This is a genomic window from Trinickia symbiotica (assembly GCF_003028655.1).
In the GTDB taxonomy this organism is placed as follows: domain Bacteria; phylum Pseudomonadota; class Gammaproteobacteria; order Burkholderiales; family Burkholderiaceae; genus Trinickia; species Trinickia symbiotica_A.
Genome location: NZ_PYUC01000003.1, coordinates 484,549 through 499,586 on the forward strand (window position 1 = coordinate 484,549; position 15,038 = coordinate 499,586).

Annotated in this window: 12 protein-coding genes; 2 read left to right on the forward strand and 10 right to left on the reverse strand. The window is 58.8% G+C overall.

The annotated features are described in order from the left end of the window. Positions 1–7: 7 nt before the first annotated feature. Both C9I57_RS08325 and C9I57_RS08330 read right to left on the reverse strand, forming a co-directional pair. Complete coding sequence (locus C9I57_RS08325) at positions 8–928, reverse strand: hypothetical protein (RefSeq protein ID WP_146166188.1); 921 nt, start codon at positions 926–928, stop codon at positions 8–10. Between the two features lie 335 nt (positions 929–1,263). Continuing rightward, positions 1,264–3,261 (reverse strand): AAA family ATPase, encoded by a 1,998-nt coding sequence (locus C9I57_RS08330; protein WP_107150128.1) that lies wholly within the window; start codon positions 3,259–3,261, stop codon positions 1,264–1,266. On the opposite strand from C9I57_RS08330, the gene C9I57_RS33000 reads away from it, so the two are divergent. Continuing rightward, positions 3,260–4,123 carry an HNH endonuclease gene (locus C9I57_RS33000; protein ID WP_219909857.1) on the forward strand — a complete coding sequence of 288 codons (864 nt, stop codon included), beginning with the start codon at positions 3,260–3,262 and terminating at the stop codon, positions 4,121–4,123. The genes C9I57_RS08330 and C9I57_RS33000 overlap by 2 nt on opposite strands. A gap of 28 nt (positions 4,124–4,151) precedes the next feature. Here the strand turns inward: C9I57_RS33000 and C9I57_RS08340 are convergent, their stop codons facing one another. The 7 genes from C9I57_RS08340 to mnmE all read right to left on the reverse strand — a co-directional run bounded on the left by C9I57_RS08340 (position 4,152) and on the right by mnmE (position 13,561). Beyond that, positions 4,152–5,768 carry a TIGR04141 family sporadically distributed protein gene (locus C9I57_RS08340; RefSeq protein WP_107150129.1) on the reverse strand — a complete coding sequence of 539 codons (1,617 nt, stop codon included), beginning with the start codon at positions 5,766–5,768 and terminating at the stop codon, positions 4,152–4,154. A 775-nt stretch (positions 5,769–6,543) separates the two neighbouring features. After that, the gene (locus C9I57_RS08345) at positions 6,544–8,118 is read right to left on the reverse strand and encodes a hypothetical protein (RefSeq protein WP_146166189.1); all 1,575 of its coding nucleotides are present in this window, start codon (positions 8,116–8,118) and stop codon (positions 6,544–6,546) included. Positions 8,119–8,200: 82 nt separating this feature from the next. After that, complete coding sequence (locus C9I57_RS08350) at positions 8,201–9,463, reverse strand: hypothetical protein (protein ID WP_146166190.1); 1,263 nt, start codon at positions 9,461–9,463, stop codon at positions 8,201–8,203. 123 nt (positions 9,464–9,586) lie between these two features. Beyond that, positions 9,587–10,126 carry a hypothetical protein gene (locus C9I57_RS32395; protein ID WP_146166191.1) on the reverse strand — a complete coding sequence of 180 codons (540 nt, stop codon included), beginning with the start codon at positions 10,124–10,126 and terminating at the stop codon, positions 9,587–9,589. A gap of 141 nt (positions 10,127–10,267) precedes the next feature. After that, the gene (locus tag C9I57_RS08360) at positions 10,268–10,495 is read right to left on the reverse strand and encodes a helix-turn-helix transcriptional regulator (RefSeq protein ID WP_107150133.1); all 228 of its coding nucleotides are present in this window, start codon (positions 10,493–10,495) and stop codon (positions 10,268–10,270) included. A 271-nt stretch (positions 10,496–10,766) separates the two neighbouring features. Continuing rightward, the gene (locus tag C9I57_RS08365) at positions 10,767–11,981 is read right to left on the reverse strand and encodes a tyrosine-type recombinase/integrase (RefSeq protein WP_107150134.1); all 1,215 of its coding nucleotides are present in this window, start codon (positions 11,979–11,981) and stop codon (positions 10,767–10,769) included. 176 nt (positions 11,982–12,157) lie between these two features. Further along, a complete protein-coding gene (gene mnmE, locus C9I57_RS08370; protein ID WP_107150135.1) occupies positions 12,158–13,561 on the reverse strand; it encodes a tRNA uridine-5-carboxymethylaminomethyl(34) synthesis GTPase MnmE in 1,404 nt (467 codons plus the stop codon). Between the two features lie 410 nt (positions 13,562–13,971). Between mnmE and C9I57_RS08375 the strand changes: the two genes are divergently transcribed. After that, positions 13,972–14,394: a transcriptional regulator gene (locus C9I57_RS08375; protein ID WP_181321770.1), complete on the forward strand. Its 423-nt coding sequence runs from the start codon at positions 13,972–13,974 to the stop codon at positions 14,392–14,394. Between the two features lie 112 nt (positions 14,395–14,506). Here the strand turns inward: C9I57_RS08375 and C9I57_RS32690 are convergent, their stop codons facing one another. Next, a complete protein-coding gene (locus tag C9I57_RS32690; RefSeq protein WP_181321771.1) occupies positions 14,507–15,001 on the reverse strand; it encodes a hypothetical protein in 495 nt (164 codons plus the stop codon). Positions 15,002–15,038: the final 37 nt, after the last annotated feature.

Sequence of the window (15,038 nt, forward strand, 5' to 3'; positions counted from 1 at the left end):
GCTGACATTAGATGGGATCGGCGGCAAGGCTGCGATGCAGCCTTGCCGCCCACGCGATCAAGGCCCCGCTCGCCAATCCTGAAAAATCAGTCAGGCCAATCGGCTTTGACCCGTCCGTTGATTCTTCGAAGCCCGACAATCCCGAGCACACCACCGCACAGTTGCGAAGCATCGTTCGCGCTTGCTCGACGCTTTCGGGACGCGAGTCGCGGCAATATCGCACAAGCTGGGATATCGCGTCGACGATTGCGGCTGACGCTGACAGCGGGGAGCCGAACCATTTGCATTCGAAGTGGGCGACGTCGATTCCGGTTTCAGCGTCTCGAATCGAGACATCGGCGCGCGCCAGGCCCATTCCTGCGCTGAGAGCTTCCGCCGTCTCTCGGATCATGGCTTCGGATGGGTCTAGGTGCTCGGCTGCGCGCTTGGGCAGCGCGTTCTGCCACCTGATCCGATAACGCCCAACAGCCACGATCTCGGAGCCGCCGGCAATCGAGCCCTTCCATCTGATCCGATCGCCCGTTTCCAGCGCCAAAGCTTCGGCTGCCGAGAGCGCGGCCGCCAGTTCGAGCTTCTGCCAGTCCTCCAATTGAGCGACGAGTGTGCTCGACAAAATGGAGCGTATCGCATCCTCGTCCATGCGTTCGACGCCTTCGAACAGAAGCATCGAATCCGCGGCCATCCGGTAGAGAGGCGACAAGCCCTTGCGTGCGTCCCTTATCGCGGCCCCGCCTGGCCTGCGCCGCCCTACGGGCGACAACATCACCTCGCGCAGCATCCGAGTGCGGCTGGCCCGTTCGAGAAGGCCCACGCGCGCGTGTATCCAATCTTGGTCAGGACCGAGCCTGTGCCGGCGAATGGCCGACAAGGCCAGCGACTCGGCTTCCCGAAGCACCCAGGCGAGAACATGGTTGCGACGAGTCAGCATGGAAAGCGCAGGCTCGGACACGACAAATAGAGTCGAGTCGCCTGAGAGCTCCTGCTCACAGAGTGTCGCCCGCGCGTCAACCACCCCCGGTATCTGGCCCGAGTGCGTCTGAGTTTCGAAAGCGATCGAGGATCGAATGTCTCGCGGGTTTGCGATCACACGCTCCGCGATGCACCGAACCCCGTCAGAGAGCGCCCAGCGCAGCAAAAGCTCCTCGCGCTCCTCGATGTCAACGCGTGGAGTCTTCGAGTCCCATCCGTTGCCATGCGGAGATCGATGGCAGCGTAAGAGCGCGGCCAAGCAATGGTCGGACAGCGTGGAGCCAAGTGGAATGCTCAGGGCGCAAGCTCCATGAAACGCTGCTCAACGTCGGCGGACGCGGCGCCCGACAACCCCCACGCCGAGACAATAGCCGACGAGCAATCCATCGCTTCCGCGCGGCTGATGCCGTCGAGCAGCGGCAAGAAGGTCGAGGCCATCACCACGACGAAGGTCTCTTGCGTCTGCGGCGTCGGAGCCGACAGAAAGTCGATGTCGGGATCCATCGCGGCGGCAAGCTTCAAGAAATCAATCACCGGCGCCCCGCCCAGCTCGCGGTGCCGATTGACGATCGTCCACAAATCCGCGACCGGATTCGGCAACGCAGCGTCGGCGTTTCCCTTCAACAGTTCGAGCTTTTCGAGCCGTTCCCGAACGAAAGCCGCCGGGTCTTCGGGTATGCCGATTCGAATCCATGTGAAGCGCCGCGACAGCGCGAAACTGATCTGCTCCAACTGCGATTTGTCGACCTGGTTAAGCGTGCATAGCATCGCCCATGCCGGACCTGGGGCGAACTCGTGGTCTGCCTTGGAAGGATTCGGCTTCGGCAGGATGCGATAGTTTTCGCTTGTCGCGTCTTCGACCTTCACTCGATACGGCAGGGAGGTCGATTGCCCGCTCAGAACGGAAAACAACGGTCCGATCACTTTGTCGATCGGACAGCGATTGAGCTCGTCGATGATGATCGGCTTGTGGAAATCCCGCAGCATGGCGCCTGGCACAAATCCCATCTTGCCCGGCCCAAGCGGCTGATACCCGCCGACGAGATCTTGCGAACTCCATGACGATGATGCCGTCAACAGCGTGTAAGGCTCCTCCCCCTCCGACAGATCGTCGCCCGCGATCTGCTCGGCCACGTATTCGGCAAGCGTGGTCTTGCCGGTCCCGGGCGGCCCATGAAAGACGAAATGCCGCTTTCCAGCGGCCAAGGCGGCGTTGATCAGCTTGTAGACGACCGGCGGAACGCCGAAGAGATCCGGGGCCGGCAACACCTCCAAATTCTGCGCGGGCTCGATTTCGGCGTCCGCCTCGGCCTCGAACACCGAACCAAGGTCGTATTGCAACCGCTCCATGTCCTCTCGGCTGTCCGCCGAATAAACGCCGAAGTTCGCGTTCCCGTCGCTCAGCCAGGCCGACAGCGTCGCCGTCGCATCTTCGTAGGCGAAGAGTTCGCCCGAAGCAAGTTGAATTGGCTCGGGCTCGGCCATTGTCTTGATCAGGCTGATGTGCGCGATGGGATAGGCCGTCTTCGGCGTCTCGCGACCTTTGTAGGACAAGGTGCTGCCCTGGACGTTGAAGTCGGTCAGGACATCGCCCGACGTGCCGACCGGCAGCGCCCTGGCAAACGCGAACTGGACAATCCACTCCCATTCGTCCGGGAACTTATAGCTGGCCGGCCCCAGCTTGACAGCCGGCATTAGTCGAAACGCGGCGAGCGCGCACTTGCCTGAGCCGTTGTTGATATACCCTGGGGTCGCAGCAGCAGGGGGCGTCACGCCCGACGAGTCGTGCGCGAGCAGAGCGACGGGAACCTCACGTGTCGCGTCAATGTGGACGATCCATCTGGGCGGCTTGCTGCTCACCCCGCTCGGCTTTGCCCAATAGCCAGTCTGTTCGAGGACTTCCTCCTTGAGGGATAAATCCTTTGTTCCCGACGAACGGCGGGTATAAGCGAAGGGACGAAGTGGAGCGGAACTGGCGGCCTTTGCGGCGGCCTCGGCTCCGAGAATATTGTGGGGCAAGGATGGCAAAGCTGACCCTTCCAGAGTTTTTTGAGATATTACTCGGGTCCGCTCTTTGTTGCGAGTTCTTGGTCGCGCCAGATCGAATATGGCAACTAGGGCCGTATTTGGGCGGTAACGGCATTGATCTGCCGGACGGCAGTTCGTGCATCGGAGATGAGCAATGGCGAGACCCAAAAGAAGCAAAAACGTAAAAGCTTGTCCGAACGCCGAACAATGGATGCGAAAGCAACCTAATGCGGCACGCAACCTCAGGCGAATCATCAAGCTCATGGACGGCCGTTATGAGGGCAGCTACCAAGGCTATATCAACCGCGCTACGAATTTCGTGGAGTACCGGTTTGATGCAACCGAGGGAGAACGTCACTTCCGGCACGTTCAACTCTTCGCCAGGCAAAAACACGTCGTTGTGCGATTCACTTTGTTCGCGAAGCGCGCAAGAAAAGGCCCCGGGATCAGCAAGACGCTGAAGAACGCGCATGGCAATGACTATTACGCGCTGGAATTCGCGGTGGCGGCAGGCACGAGCCTTGATGAATTGGAAGCGTTCTTGCGCACGACAGTAACGTTTTCACGCGACCAGATGGTGCCTCCGTCACGCGGCTCCGCAGGGCACAAATCGCACAATGCGGCGCGCACGAGCCTAGGCAAGCGAACACCCCGAGCCGCGATCGACCGCGCTGAACAGCGGGCGGCCAAAGAACTCGCCGAGCCGATCACATCCGAAGATGACGCGCGCGAACGTGAACTGCGTGCGGTCTTTCTGCGCCGCGGACAAGGGGCGTTCAGAAAAATCCTGCTCCATGCCTATGAGAAGCGATGTGCCGTCACAGGCTGCGCCATGGAGGAGGTACTCGAGGCGGCCCATATCATCCCGTATAACGGAGAAGATACGAATCGATGCGACAACGGGCTATTGCTGCGCGCAGACATTCACACGCTCTTCGATCTGGGTCTCTTGTGGGTCAATCGAGAAATGAAGGTCGAAGTCGCGAATGCCTTGCGTCGTACAGAGTACGGAACACTTCATGGGACGGGGCTGCGTCTTCCGACCGATACAGCATCGCGACCGCATCCCAAGCATCTGAAGCGTCACGCGCAGATTGCCAGCAATCTGCGGGAGGCCAGGAGCTGATGTAGCGATCGCGATCATTCTCGCCATTTCAAGGAATCGCGCGCGGTGTCGTCGGAGCACCGGCGATCGAAACGCGGAATCCGCGTTGCGTGAGGTTTTCAAACGCCTTCGACAAATTGACCTTGCTGAAGAACGGCAAATTCTGCTTGAGTGTCGCACTCCCCTCGCCCAAAATCAGGAAAACGATTTCATAGTCGGCGCTTCTGAGGTTGTCCAAGGGAACGAGATCGCGTGCGGTCGGATCTACTCCGCGTAACACCGTTCGCGCCTTTTTGCGAAACGCTTTGTCGCCGAGCATGATTTCGGCAGCCACACCGCCCTGGGCAAAGAGGTGGCTCAGCCCGGCCGATCCACCCTTGCGATGCTTTACGTGTACCATCTCCTTGGCAGGAGTCAGCAAGTCGCAAAGTTCGATGGACGATGTGGTACGGTTGGTCTTGACCAGCTTCTTGTCCAGCAGAAAATATCCATGCGCCGCGGCCGCTCGAATGTTGTAGTCGCCCTCGGACTCAATTTTCGATTTACCTTCTTCGTCCCACACTTCAACTGCCGGGAATGAAAGGGTGGATATCTGGACCAAGTCCAGTGTCGCGGCAATTCGGCTAATAAATGTTGCATCGACCTCGTACCATTTGCCATCGAAGATGATCTTCGTTTTGTCGCCGTCGGCGATCTCGAAGTAGATACAGCGATACACCGAGTGTTCGGTAATGTTGCTATCGACGTCGTGAACGAAAAGCCGGTCGCGCTTCAAGCCATCGACGGTTAAGTTTGCCAAATCAGGAATGGTGTCGATGTAATCGGCAGTCTGGATGACGGGGCGCACACCATCCTTATTCCGCGTAAAGCTGAAGCCTAGGATTGTGTCCCATGCGCCGATCTCCGGCAGCGTGACCATGATTCCTGGATTGCGCGCGGAGACAGCTCGAACCAACTGCACGTTCAACGCATCGATAGAGGCGTCGTCCTTGACCTTACGGACGTTGTCCACCCACGAGAAGGACGTCTTATAGTCGTCATTGGCGTAGTAGCCTTTGATGCGGCGTGCCAACTCGGGGAAATCTGCGGCTTCCATTTCGGTGCTAAAGGAGAAGGTCGCGTCTCCACCCGCGATCTGCGTAAGGCCGACTCCGCGTTTGGGAACGCCCGTCACAGCGCGAAGAACATCTCGCAGGATGTCGATTCCAAAGACGCCTACCTCCGAGTCGCGAGCTGCCTGAGACTTCTTCTGAACGGGCTGATCTTCGAGGGTATGCAAGTCGACGCTGCGTAGTGATTTTTCATCGAGCGTGTTGAGCGCTGTGCGGAGGCCAAAGTCCTGAACGAACAGCGACTGCTCGATCAGAAACCGCCCATAGCCGAATGTAAAGGCGAAGACGTCGCCGTCAACTCGAAGCAGGAGCACAGCAGAACTCGATCGATTTGCGAGATTCGGGATGACGCGGCCCGTAACGTCGTCGAGCACTGAACCCCAACTAGGCCGCGTTTCCGTGCTTTGCTTCACATAGAGCACCCCGTCGATGCCCGAGTTGTCTGCCATCGGGTAATTGTCTACGGGTGCGTCAGTGAGCAGGTCCCCAAATGCTTGACCGTCAACTAATGGCTTTGCCATAAAAAGGTTCAGGCGGCGGTAAGTTCTCGCCATCTTATTTCCCCCATCGGGTTGTCCCTCGGCCTCGGTCTCACGACACAGCGCGTTGACCTTCTCTCGTTTATGGTAAACGGAAAACTTTCGCAAATCCTGAGACGATTAAGCTTGGATGGGTAAGTCTACTGCAGTGCGGATAGCTTTGACCGACTCATGTGCCCCGTGATGATCTGATCTGTTCAAGGGCCATCGCTGGCCGTCATCGAGGCTCCATTCAGCCGCCAATCGGACACATCGACTTTGGCGCGGTGATCGACACATGCGCCAACACAACCGCGTCGGTCGTAGGTGCAACTCGATATTGTTTGGGCAATTGCGGCGCGTGTGGTTCTGTTCGTGCGTCACCTGCATGGTATGCACTGCCCGCGAACGACAATTCGCATCTGCGGTCTGCAGGCATGAAGTATCCCCCGCGATTGCTGCCCCTCGAAGGCAGGGCATTTTCCGCTGCGTTGTGACCGACCTTCCTCGCTACTGCAAAGTGGTTATTGACAAGTCACGGCCGATTTTCCACCGTCGATCGCCTACGGCCAGTCGCTCCGTATTGACCTGCCGTTGCATTTGGCTAAACGCCAGCGCCACGGTTGAAGCCCGCACCAGTCCTGTGTCGAAAACTGTAGCGTAATCCGACAAAGCCGTAACGAAATGACGGCATAGCCAAATGCAACGGTGAGTAGTCTGCCGCTGCGTGGCTCACATGTTCAACGGTAGACGGCTATGTTGAACGTCACCCGAGTTGCGCCGCAACGCAACGCCCCAGGATTTTGATGCTTTACGGTGAAACCTCGGGTTCGCCCGGCAATACGACCTGTAAGTAGTCAAGGTCCAGATTGAAATCGGCGCGCAGTCGTGCAACGAAGTGCCGCGTGACGTCGTCCAGTGCGGGTTCTCCGACCGCGTACAGTTTCACTGGCTCCAAGCCACCCGCTCGGAAGCCGTATTCCAACAACTGCCCCATTGCTTGCCGCACTACCTCGGCGGCGGTGTCCGCAACCTTGATTTCGTATAGATTACACCGACCATCCGGTTGCCGGGCGATGGCGTCGGCATAGCCACCGGTTCCAGTGGGGTATTCGGTCCAGACTCGATCCTCGCCGTATTGCTCAGCCAACTGAGCGAACAAGATCGTCTGAATGGTGTTGTGTCGTAGCGCGATAGTGCGCTGAGCTGGCGGGAGGTCCGCAAAAGCGGTGTTTGGGCGCGGCGAGTGTCCGGGCAGAACGCTGCTGGGCGCAGTGCGGCCGCGCAACTGATCGACGACGAACCAAGGGAAGATATTGCGGGCCAAGATATCGCCGTCGAATATATTGGCTTGGTCCACGTGGGTCGTCAGAACTTGCGCCCGCGTTGCCCAATCGCTGGAGGTCGGCATGACGAAGCCCGTATGCTCGACGAACCATCTAAGCGCTTGGTTGTGGCTGCTTGCGTCCACTGTGGTGTGGTACTGGTCCGGATGTATGCCGGCGAAGGCGCGCGCGATCAGCAGACGTGGCACCATACCAATGCGACTCGCGGTCTTCCAGCCTTCAAAGCGTTCCACGATACGTTTGAAGTTCGCGGGGCTGCCATCCTCGTGAATGTCGCGAATGACTTGGACTAATTCCTCGCGCATTCCATCCACTATGTCGTGTCTCAGCATGCCTTGCCCGGCGTAGGCGATGGAGTTGTCGGCGCGTTTCCAAAAGATGTCGAACAGATCTTGTGGGCGGTCTTCGGACAGGGCTTGTGCGATGGTCAAAACTATCTCGCGGTAGCGCGGTAGCCAGCTTGCCAAGAACCAGTTGTCAGGGTTGCGGAAGCCGTTCAGAAAGGTCAGCGCTTCTCCATCCGGCACCGCTGGCACGAGGATATCGTCGTTCGACTCGTCCTCGGAGTTGTTTGACGATGAGGCGATTTGCAACGAGCGGGGCAGGGGCTCACCATTTAGTCGTGCGCGTGCGGCTTCCACGGCGACGGCGGAGAATTCGTCAGGGAAACGATCGATGATGGCCTCGAAACTCAACTCTCGCAGTCCGGCCTCTTTAAGCACCTCGAAACCCTTTGTCGGTTGCCGGTGTAGCACCAAGCGTTCCGCCGCGACAAGTGCGCCGTGCTTAGTCATCATCTGACGAGTACGATTGGCTCGGAATGTGCGCCCCTTGAGCCGGCTCTGCTCTTCTTCATAGGCATAGAGCGCGGTGGCTATGGCTTGTTGGGCGGGGCTGATGTAGCCCTCCTCGACAGCCTGAAGTTCTCGGGCACGCTCCAGCGCTTGCGCCCACAAATCTGAACGTCCAAGCCGCAGCGCATTTTCTGCCAGTTGGCGGGCATCTTGCGATGTCTTGACTCGTGCAATGCGTTCGTCCACGGATTCCCTCCCGTTATTACGAAATTTTGGCACGTCCGAAGCGCAGTTGTAATTGCCCCCGGGGTTAAGCGACGAATCGCCATTATCGACCGATTGCCTGAATGCCAAACTGCTGGTCCCATAACCGCTCACTCTGCACGAACTTGTTCCAGCGAACTAGCCACGCGTCCCGCGCTGTCTCGTCGGCGATCTCCGGCAGTACGCCATCGCGGACATATTCGAGCCCTTGTTTCAGTTCCTCGATAATCGCCGGGGCGGTGGCATCACACAGCACCAGATTCCGAAACTCGGTCGGCACTCGCCAGCGTTTGTCGTATGCGAGCTGCCGCCCCACGGATCTCAGCTTGTCCATGACACCTGCGGCGCGAGGGTCGATATCTGGGCCACCGGCAGCAAGAATTTCTTGGCGGTGCCGCGTGAACGTCGCGGCAGAAAGCGATTGCTCGACAGCGTCCCCAGCCTTGTAACGTGTCAACGTCTGCCTCGCGGCATCTCCGATTGTGGCCGGATCAAATGAATCCTCGACGTTGAGTCCCGCCGTACACCAGAACCAGTCAATAGCACCGCGCAACGATTCTGGGGTCCACGTGTCCGGATGAGATAAGCCGAGCTTTGCCAGCGTATCAGCGCCGAGAATAATTTCGTTACGGCCGTGGGTGTCAATTGCTTCGAGAAGCTCTTTCGCACGCGGCCGGATCGACGGCGCAACCGCATACTTGCTCTTCCCCTTGTTCGTTTTCGCCACGACCTGATCGTACTTCGGATACTGCCGAAACTCGTCACCGGTCTTCAACGTAACGAGCAGACCACAGGCATTGTTCCTTTCGCGGAAGTCCACGTCGCGCACGAAAACATCCTGACGGCTGCTGAGCGCGCGCAGACCGTCGAATGCCTCGCGGGTGCGCTTCATCAGGTTCCGCTGAGCGTTGCGGCTCTTTGTCTGCGTGTGCCACGTCAGTTCCAGCAAGTCGGTACGCGCGTGCTCGATGAAATGGTGAATCTCTCGCTCCGAAAAACCACAGGCAGTCAGGGCAATCTTCACAAGCCAGGCTGCACAGCGCATTTCAAGACGAATATCGTCCAAGCCCGCATGTGCATAGTTCTGGCCGATAGTTGCGGACGCAAGCGGGATCTTCACCGACGCTATCGCAAGCGGTATTCCTTCCGTGTGCTCTATCCAGTACCGGACCTCCATCTGCGCAGCGGTGAGCGGGCCGTTTATGAATGTGATGCTCGGCCTGACTTTGTGGCTAGAAAGTCGACGCACACCAACATGCACAAGACGCTTCTCGTGGTGGTCTTGAGGTGTTCCGAGTGGGGCTTTGACGATAAGTAGGTCGATCATGGCTGCAAAAAGCGAGTGTATTTGGTGGCATACGGTAGCCTCACCGCTTGCTGTCGGGGCGGCCGATAACCATGGCGTTGACGCGCGGAACGCAGTCGTTGCGCCCCACAATGCTGCCGTCTATCAATCCGCTTCAGGGCAGGCGAGTCGACGGAACGGCGCCGGATCGCAATCGAAGCGTCCGCAGCGGCAACGCTCGGCAGCGAGCCAGTCTAGGTGGATATCAGCCCAACGACCCGGAGGCGGGAAGCAAAACCGCAGTTTGCCGCCGTGCTTTTCGACACCGACGAAATGCTGCTGCTCGCCCTCGCAGATGCAGACGACACATTCGGTACCGTCTTTGAGGGATAGCGTGATTGCTTCCCCTGGTAATTTCAGCCGAGGAAGCCAGGAGTCTCGCTCGTGCTGAAGCTGAACCATTACGTTCATCGTCAGCGTCATGGCACGGAGGGGGGCCTGAGGGACGGGCTTGAGTCGATACTCGGTCCCGCATACGTTGAACATCGCCACATGCGTCCAGACAGGCTGCGCATCATCGTGAGCGGAAAAGGGCTTACGTTCATCGTTGGGGAAAAGGCATAGCTGGCCGCCTATCTGCGGCAGGGCGCGCAGTTTCGGTTTTGAGGAAAATTTCGGAAGCGGTTCGCTCTTCGAGATAGACATGATCGCGTCTAATAAAAAAGTAAAAAGCTCTCCGGTGCTGTTACAGTTCCCGGATTGCCGACAGGCCGAGGTAAGGCGACGCACCCCACGGGGTACTCGCCCACTTGCTACGCGCTTGTGCGATGTGCGTCGCTTTAGGCATCACTCGCATCTAACTGCGGGTTCCTTGTCGTCGGCGACATCTCGCTTGGCGATCTGCTCGGCGATAAACTTTTCGACAGCCTCACGCTCCCAATAGGAGCTGCGGCCGATCTTGATGGGCTTGCTCATCAGTCCGCGCTTGATTTGAAGATAAAAGAACGACTTCTTCATGGACATAGCCTCGAGGATCTCCGGGAGACGAAGTAGTTTCTTTTGCATGGCAGTCATTTAGTACTCCTATTGATAAAAAATACAGAGGCTAAGCCGATTAGGGAAAATGACCTACTCTGTTCAGGTGTGTGTAACGGAGGGTACTTTAGCGCGGAGGAGACCGGGGCGGTCAGCGCCGGCCTTGCGATTGCGGCTAACGCAATGATTTGATTATTGTTTTTCTCTATTTTTGAGGCACGAGACTTGATTCCGCGCGGGGCTTTTAAGCAATTGATTTTTATAGGATTTATTGCCCTGAGGCGAAAGCACCTGGATGTTGCACTTGACGTCAGTGGACGAGCGGCGAGGCTGTGTTCGCAATCTGAGCCTCAACAAAATCGGCCCACACCTGCAAGATCCGTCGGCGCTCATCGGCGTATTGCGCCCGGTTGTAAACGCCTTTGATACCCTTAATTTCGTGCGCAAGGGCTTTTTCGATTGCATCCGACGACAGGCCCATCTCGTGCAGATGTGTCGATGCCGTCCGCCGGAAGTCATGAAGGACGAAGTGTTGGACATCAAGACTGAGCGCGCGCACTGCCTGATTCAGCGTGCTCTTGGCGATTGGCTTGTCGCCGCGTCCATATGAGGAGGGGAAGACGTATCGCTCACTTGCCGCTAGGCTCTGAAGTTCGCGAAGCATCGAGACTGCTTGCGTCGGCAGATAGACCCAATGCTCCCTCGACTTCTTCATCCTAGCCGCCGGGATTCTCCACACGGCCTCGTCGAGAAAGAATTCGCTCCATTCAGCCTCCGTCAGTTCGGACTTGCGCGTCATCGTCAGAACCAGCAGATGCAGCGCGAGCTTGTGCGTGCGTCGAATGTCTGAAGTGTATATCGACCGCAGGACCGTCCCGATTTCCTCTGGAGACAAAACGCGGGTTCGGCTGCTCTGGGTAGCCACGAATCGTGCAACAACGGCCTGAGCCGGATTGATCGTTGCCAACTGGCGGGCAACGGCGTACTCGAACAACCGCTTGATGACATTTCGAGTCGTCAGAGCCATCTTGGGCGCACCGCGTTTCTTGATTTCGTCGCAAATCGCCAGTACATCGCCGGGCGTTACGTCTTCGAGCGGCTTGTTCCCGATCGCGGGATAGACGTCCTTCTCGAGCGCGCGTCTGACGGTGCGTTGATACTCCGGCGATTTAGATGCCAGCTCGATCAAGTACCACTCTTCTGCGAACATCTTGACCGTGTCGAGTCGCTTCATTGCGCCACGGTCTTTCTTGGCATCAGCGACCGGCGAAATACCTTTGGCGACGATTTCGGCGTACTTGCGCGTTCTCTCCCTCGCGTCTTGAAGCGAGACGGCAGGATAGTCGCCGATGGTTAGAAGAGGTTGCCGACGACCATGCAGGGAATGCCGGAATCGCCAGATTTTTGACCCCGACGTCATGATTTCCAAAACGAGGCCATTGCCGTCCGCAACGAAGTAGCGCGCCTCTTTCGGCTTGAGCGATTTGATTCGGATATCGGTGAGTGGAACAACGATTTTGGGCATATGTATGGTACACATTCCTGAATTCTTGATTGAATGTGTACCATAATGTGAACCAATAAGTGTCGGATGTCAACGGCCGCCTAAAATCGGAGATGGACAATAATCCATTAAATTCAAGGCTTTGACGCTCCTCGGTGTTCTCTCATGGACTTGCTTGGGCCATTGAATCCGCAGCATCACTTGCCAATACAGAACCGACTAAAAATCACCCCCAGCAGATCGTCGGAGGTGAATTCCCCGGTGATCGAATTGAGCTCCTCCTGCGCGAGCCTCAATTCCTCGGCAAACAGATCGAGCGATCGATTCCCCAGTTCCGCATGCTCGGCCGCGAGCGAGAGATGTTCTCGCGCCGCCCGCAGCGCGATGAGATGCCGCTCGCGCGCAAGATAGACGCTTTCCGTCCCCGCTTGCCAACCGGCGATACGAAGCAATTCCGCACGCAGCAAGTCTATCCCTTCGCTCTTCTTGGCCGAGAGCCTTACCTCGCAGATCCCACCGTCACCATCGGCCGCAACCAGCCGATTGACCTCTGGCCCGACATCGGTCAAATCTGTCTTGTTCAAAATCCGCACAACGGGCATTCCCGTCGGAAATCGTGCCGCGATCAGCGCATCTTCAGCCGTGACCCCTGTCCGGGCATCGAGGAGATGCAGGATCACGTCGGCTTTCTCGATTTCCCCCCAGGTGCGTGCGATGCCGATCTTCTCGACTTCGTCCTCCGTCTCGCGCAACCCGGCCGTATCGATGATATGCAACGGGATGCCCTCGATCTGTATGGTTTGCGCGACCTTGTCGCGCGTCGTCCCGGCGACCGGCGTGACGATGGCGAGCTCGGCGCCGGCCAGCGCATTCAGTAACGACGACTTACCGACGTTCGGCTGTCCCGCCAGCACGACGGACAACCCCTCCCGCAGCAACGCCCCCTGCCGTGCCTCGATAAGGACGCGATCGAGCCGTTCGTGGGTATGCGCGAGCTTGCCACGGGCGTCGGCGGCTTCGAGAAAATCGATTTCCTCTTCCGGGAAATCGAGCGTCGCCTCGACGAGCATGCGCAACGCGATCACTTCATCGACGAGCGCGCGAATATCCTGCGAGAAGGCTCCTTCGAGCGAACGGCCCGCCGAGCGCGCGGCCGCTTCGGTGCTCGCCTCGATCAGATCGGCGACGGCCTCGGCTTGCGCGAGATCGAGTTTATCGTTGAGAAAGGCGCGCCGCGTGAACTCCCCCGGCTCGGCCAGCCGCAACGCGAATGCCTTTCCCGCTTCCATGCAGCGCTGCAATACGAGCTGCAGTACAACGGGCCCGCCATGCCCTTGCAGCTCGATCACATGCTCGCCCGTGTACGAATGGGGCGCGGGAAAGTAAAGCGCGATTCCGCGATCGAGCACGGCACCGCCCGCATCCACGAACGCGACGTAGCTCGCGTGACGCGGCGCGAGCGTCTGCCCGCAAAGAGCCCGCATCAACGTCTCTGCGGCGGCTTCTCCACCGCGGCCGCACGATATCCGCACGACGCCGATTCCCCCCCGCCCCGGCGCGGTGGCAATGGCGACGATCGGATCGGAATCGATGGAAAGCATGGCGGTGATAGCGGTGAATGCGGTCGAAAACTGCAGCCGGCGACTTCGCCAGCAAGGAGCATCGGCGGCGCGGCCAGTGACGGACGGAGAAAGTGCGTCCCAGACGGTAGACGCCCGGCATTGTAGCGCGCTGCGCCGATCGACTTCTCATGCCACCGTTCGCGGTTCACGGCGGCGCCTACCACAAATTCGATTTATCTCAATTGAGATAGTGTATTCTTCGGACGACGAGAAGGGGAAACCGCCTCAATCCAGTCACTGAGCGGCGGCTGGCTTGGCTTTCCGCTATCCAGGCGTGCTTCGCGATCCGGTGCAAAGGCGGCGCACACCCGCTAAACCGGTTCCCGAGCGGGCTAAAGCTGTCCTGCCTGGTTGTCTCCTTCGCGTTGGCTCAATTGCACAATTTTGCGATGCCAACCGCCGAAGAGAAAGCGGCGTTCTCCGAACGCCTGAAGTTTGCCCTCCTGCGCAGCCCCGAAAAGGTGACGGGCGGGACGCAGCTTGCGTTGCATTTCAATTTGCGCCACCACGGCGAACATCCGGTGTCCCCGCAAACGGCACACAAATGGCTGACGGGGCGCACGATTCCAACCGATGACAAGCTGCAGACGCTGGCGGAATGGTTGCGCGTCGATCTGCATTGGCTCCACTACGGGCCGCCGCCGAACGCGGCCGCAAGCGCGACGCCAAAACCGCTGCCGCGCGACGAGAAATATCCGCTCACTCCCGAAACGATCGAATTGGCATCGAAGATCGAGGCACTTTCTCCGCACCATCGCTACTTGGTGCAGGAGCTCGTCGCGCAGTTCTACGGCGACCGATCGGAGCGCTGAGGCAGCGAGTCGGCGGCAGCCCTCAATCGTTCGCCAAAAAGTCGCCGGCCAGTTGGCGGATATGCCAAGCCTCGGTCAGAGCGGCGAGATTGGCTCTTCGATTCAGCGCTGGCTACATCTGCGCTTGGCGGGTTTGCCATTGCGCAAGATCGGAGGGGCGCAGCCCATATCGCGCTAGCACGCCCTCGTGCAAGCGCCGGAGTTCCTCTATCGCGAGCGCCTCGACTTTCTCGCGGTCGGCGCCGAGCTCGTGCTTCGATACGCATTTCCGGACGACGTCGAGCGGCTCGCTTTCGGGCTGGCGGACGGCTTCGCGAACGGCCGCTTTAATGACTTCCCGCCATGCGAGGCGCAACGGATCGGGTTCGGCCAGATCGCGTTTGCGATACTCCGGCATAAGCGGTAAGTGATGAGCAAATGCGTCTGGCGCATGTGCAGTCACCGCCGGCCGCGATCCACTGGCGACGTACCGGCGAGCCCGCCCGGCGCCAACGGCCTGAAGTCGCCCGGCTGCGACTAGCTGATTGAGCCAGCGTTGGACCGTGCGGCGAGCACACTCCGGATGCTTCGCCAGGATACCGGCGATGGAGACGCCGTCGGTGTCCATTCGGATACTGTCGAGAAGTTCGTCCGGTGTTTGCATG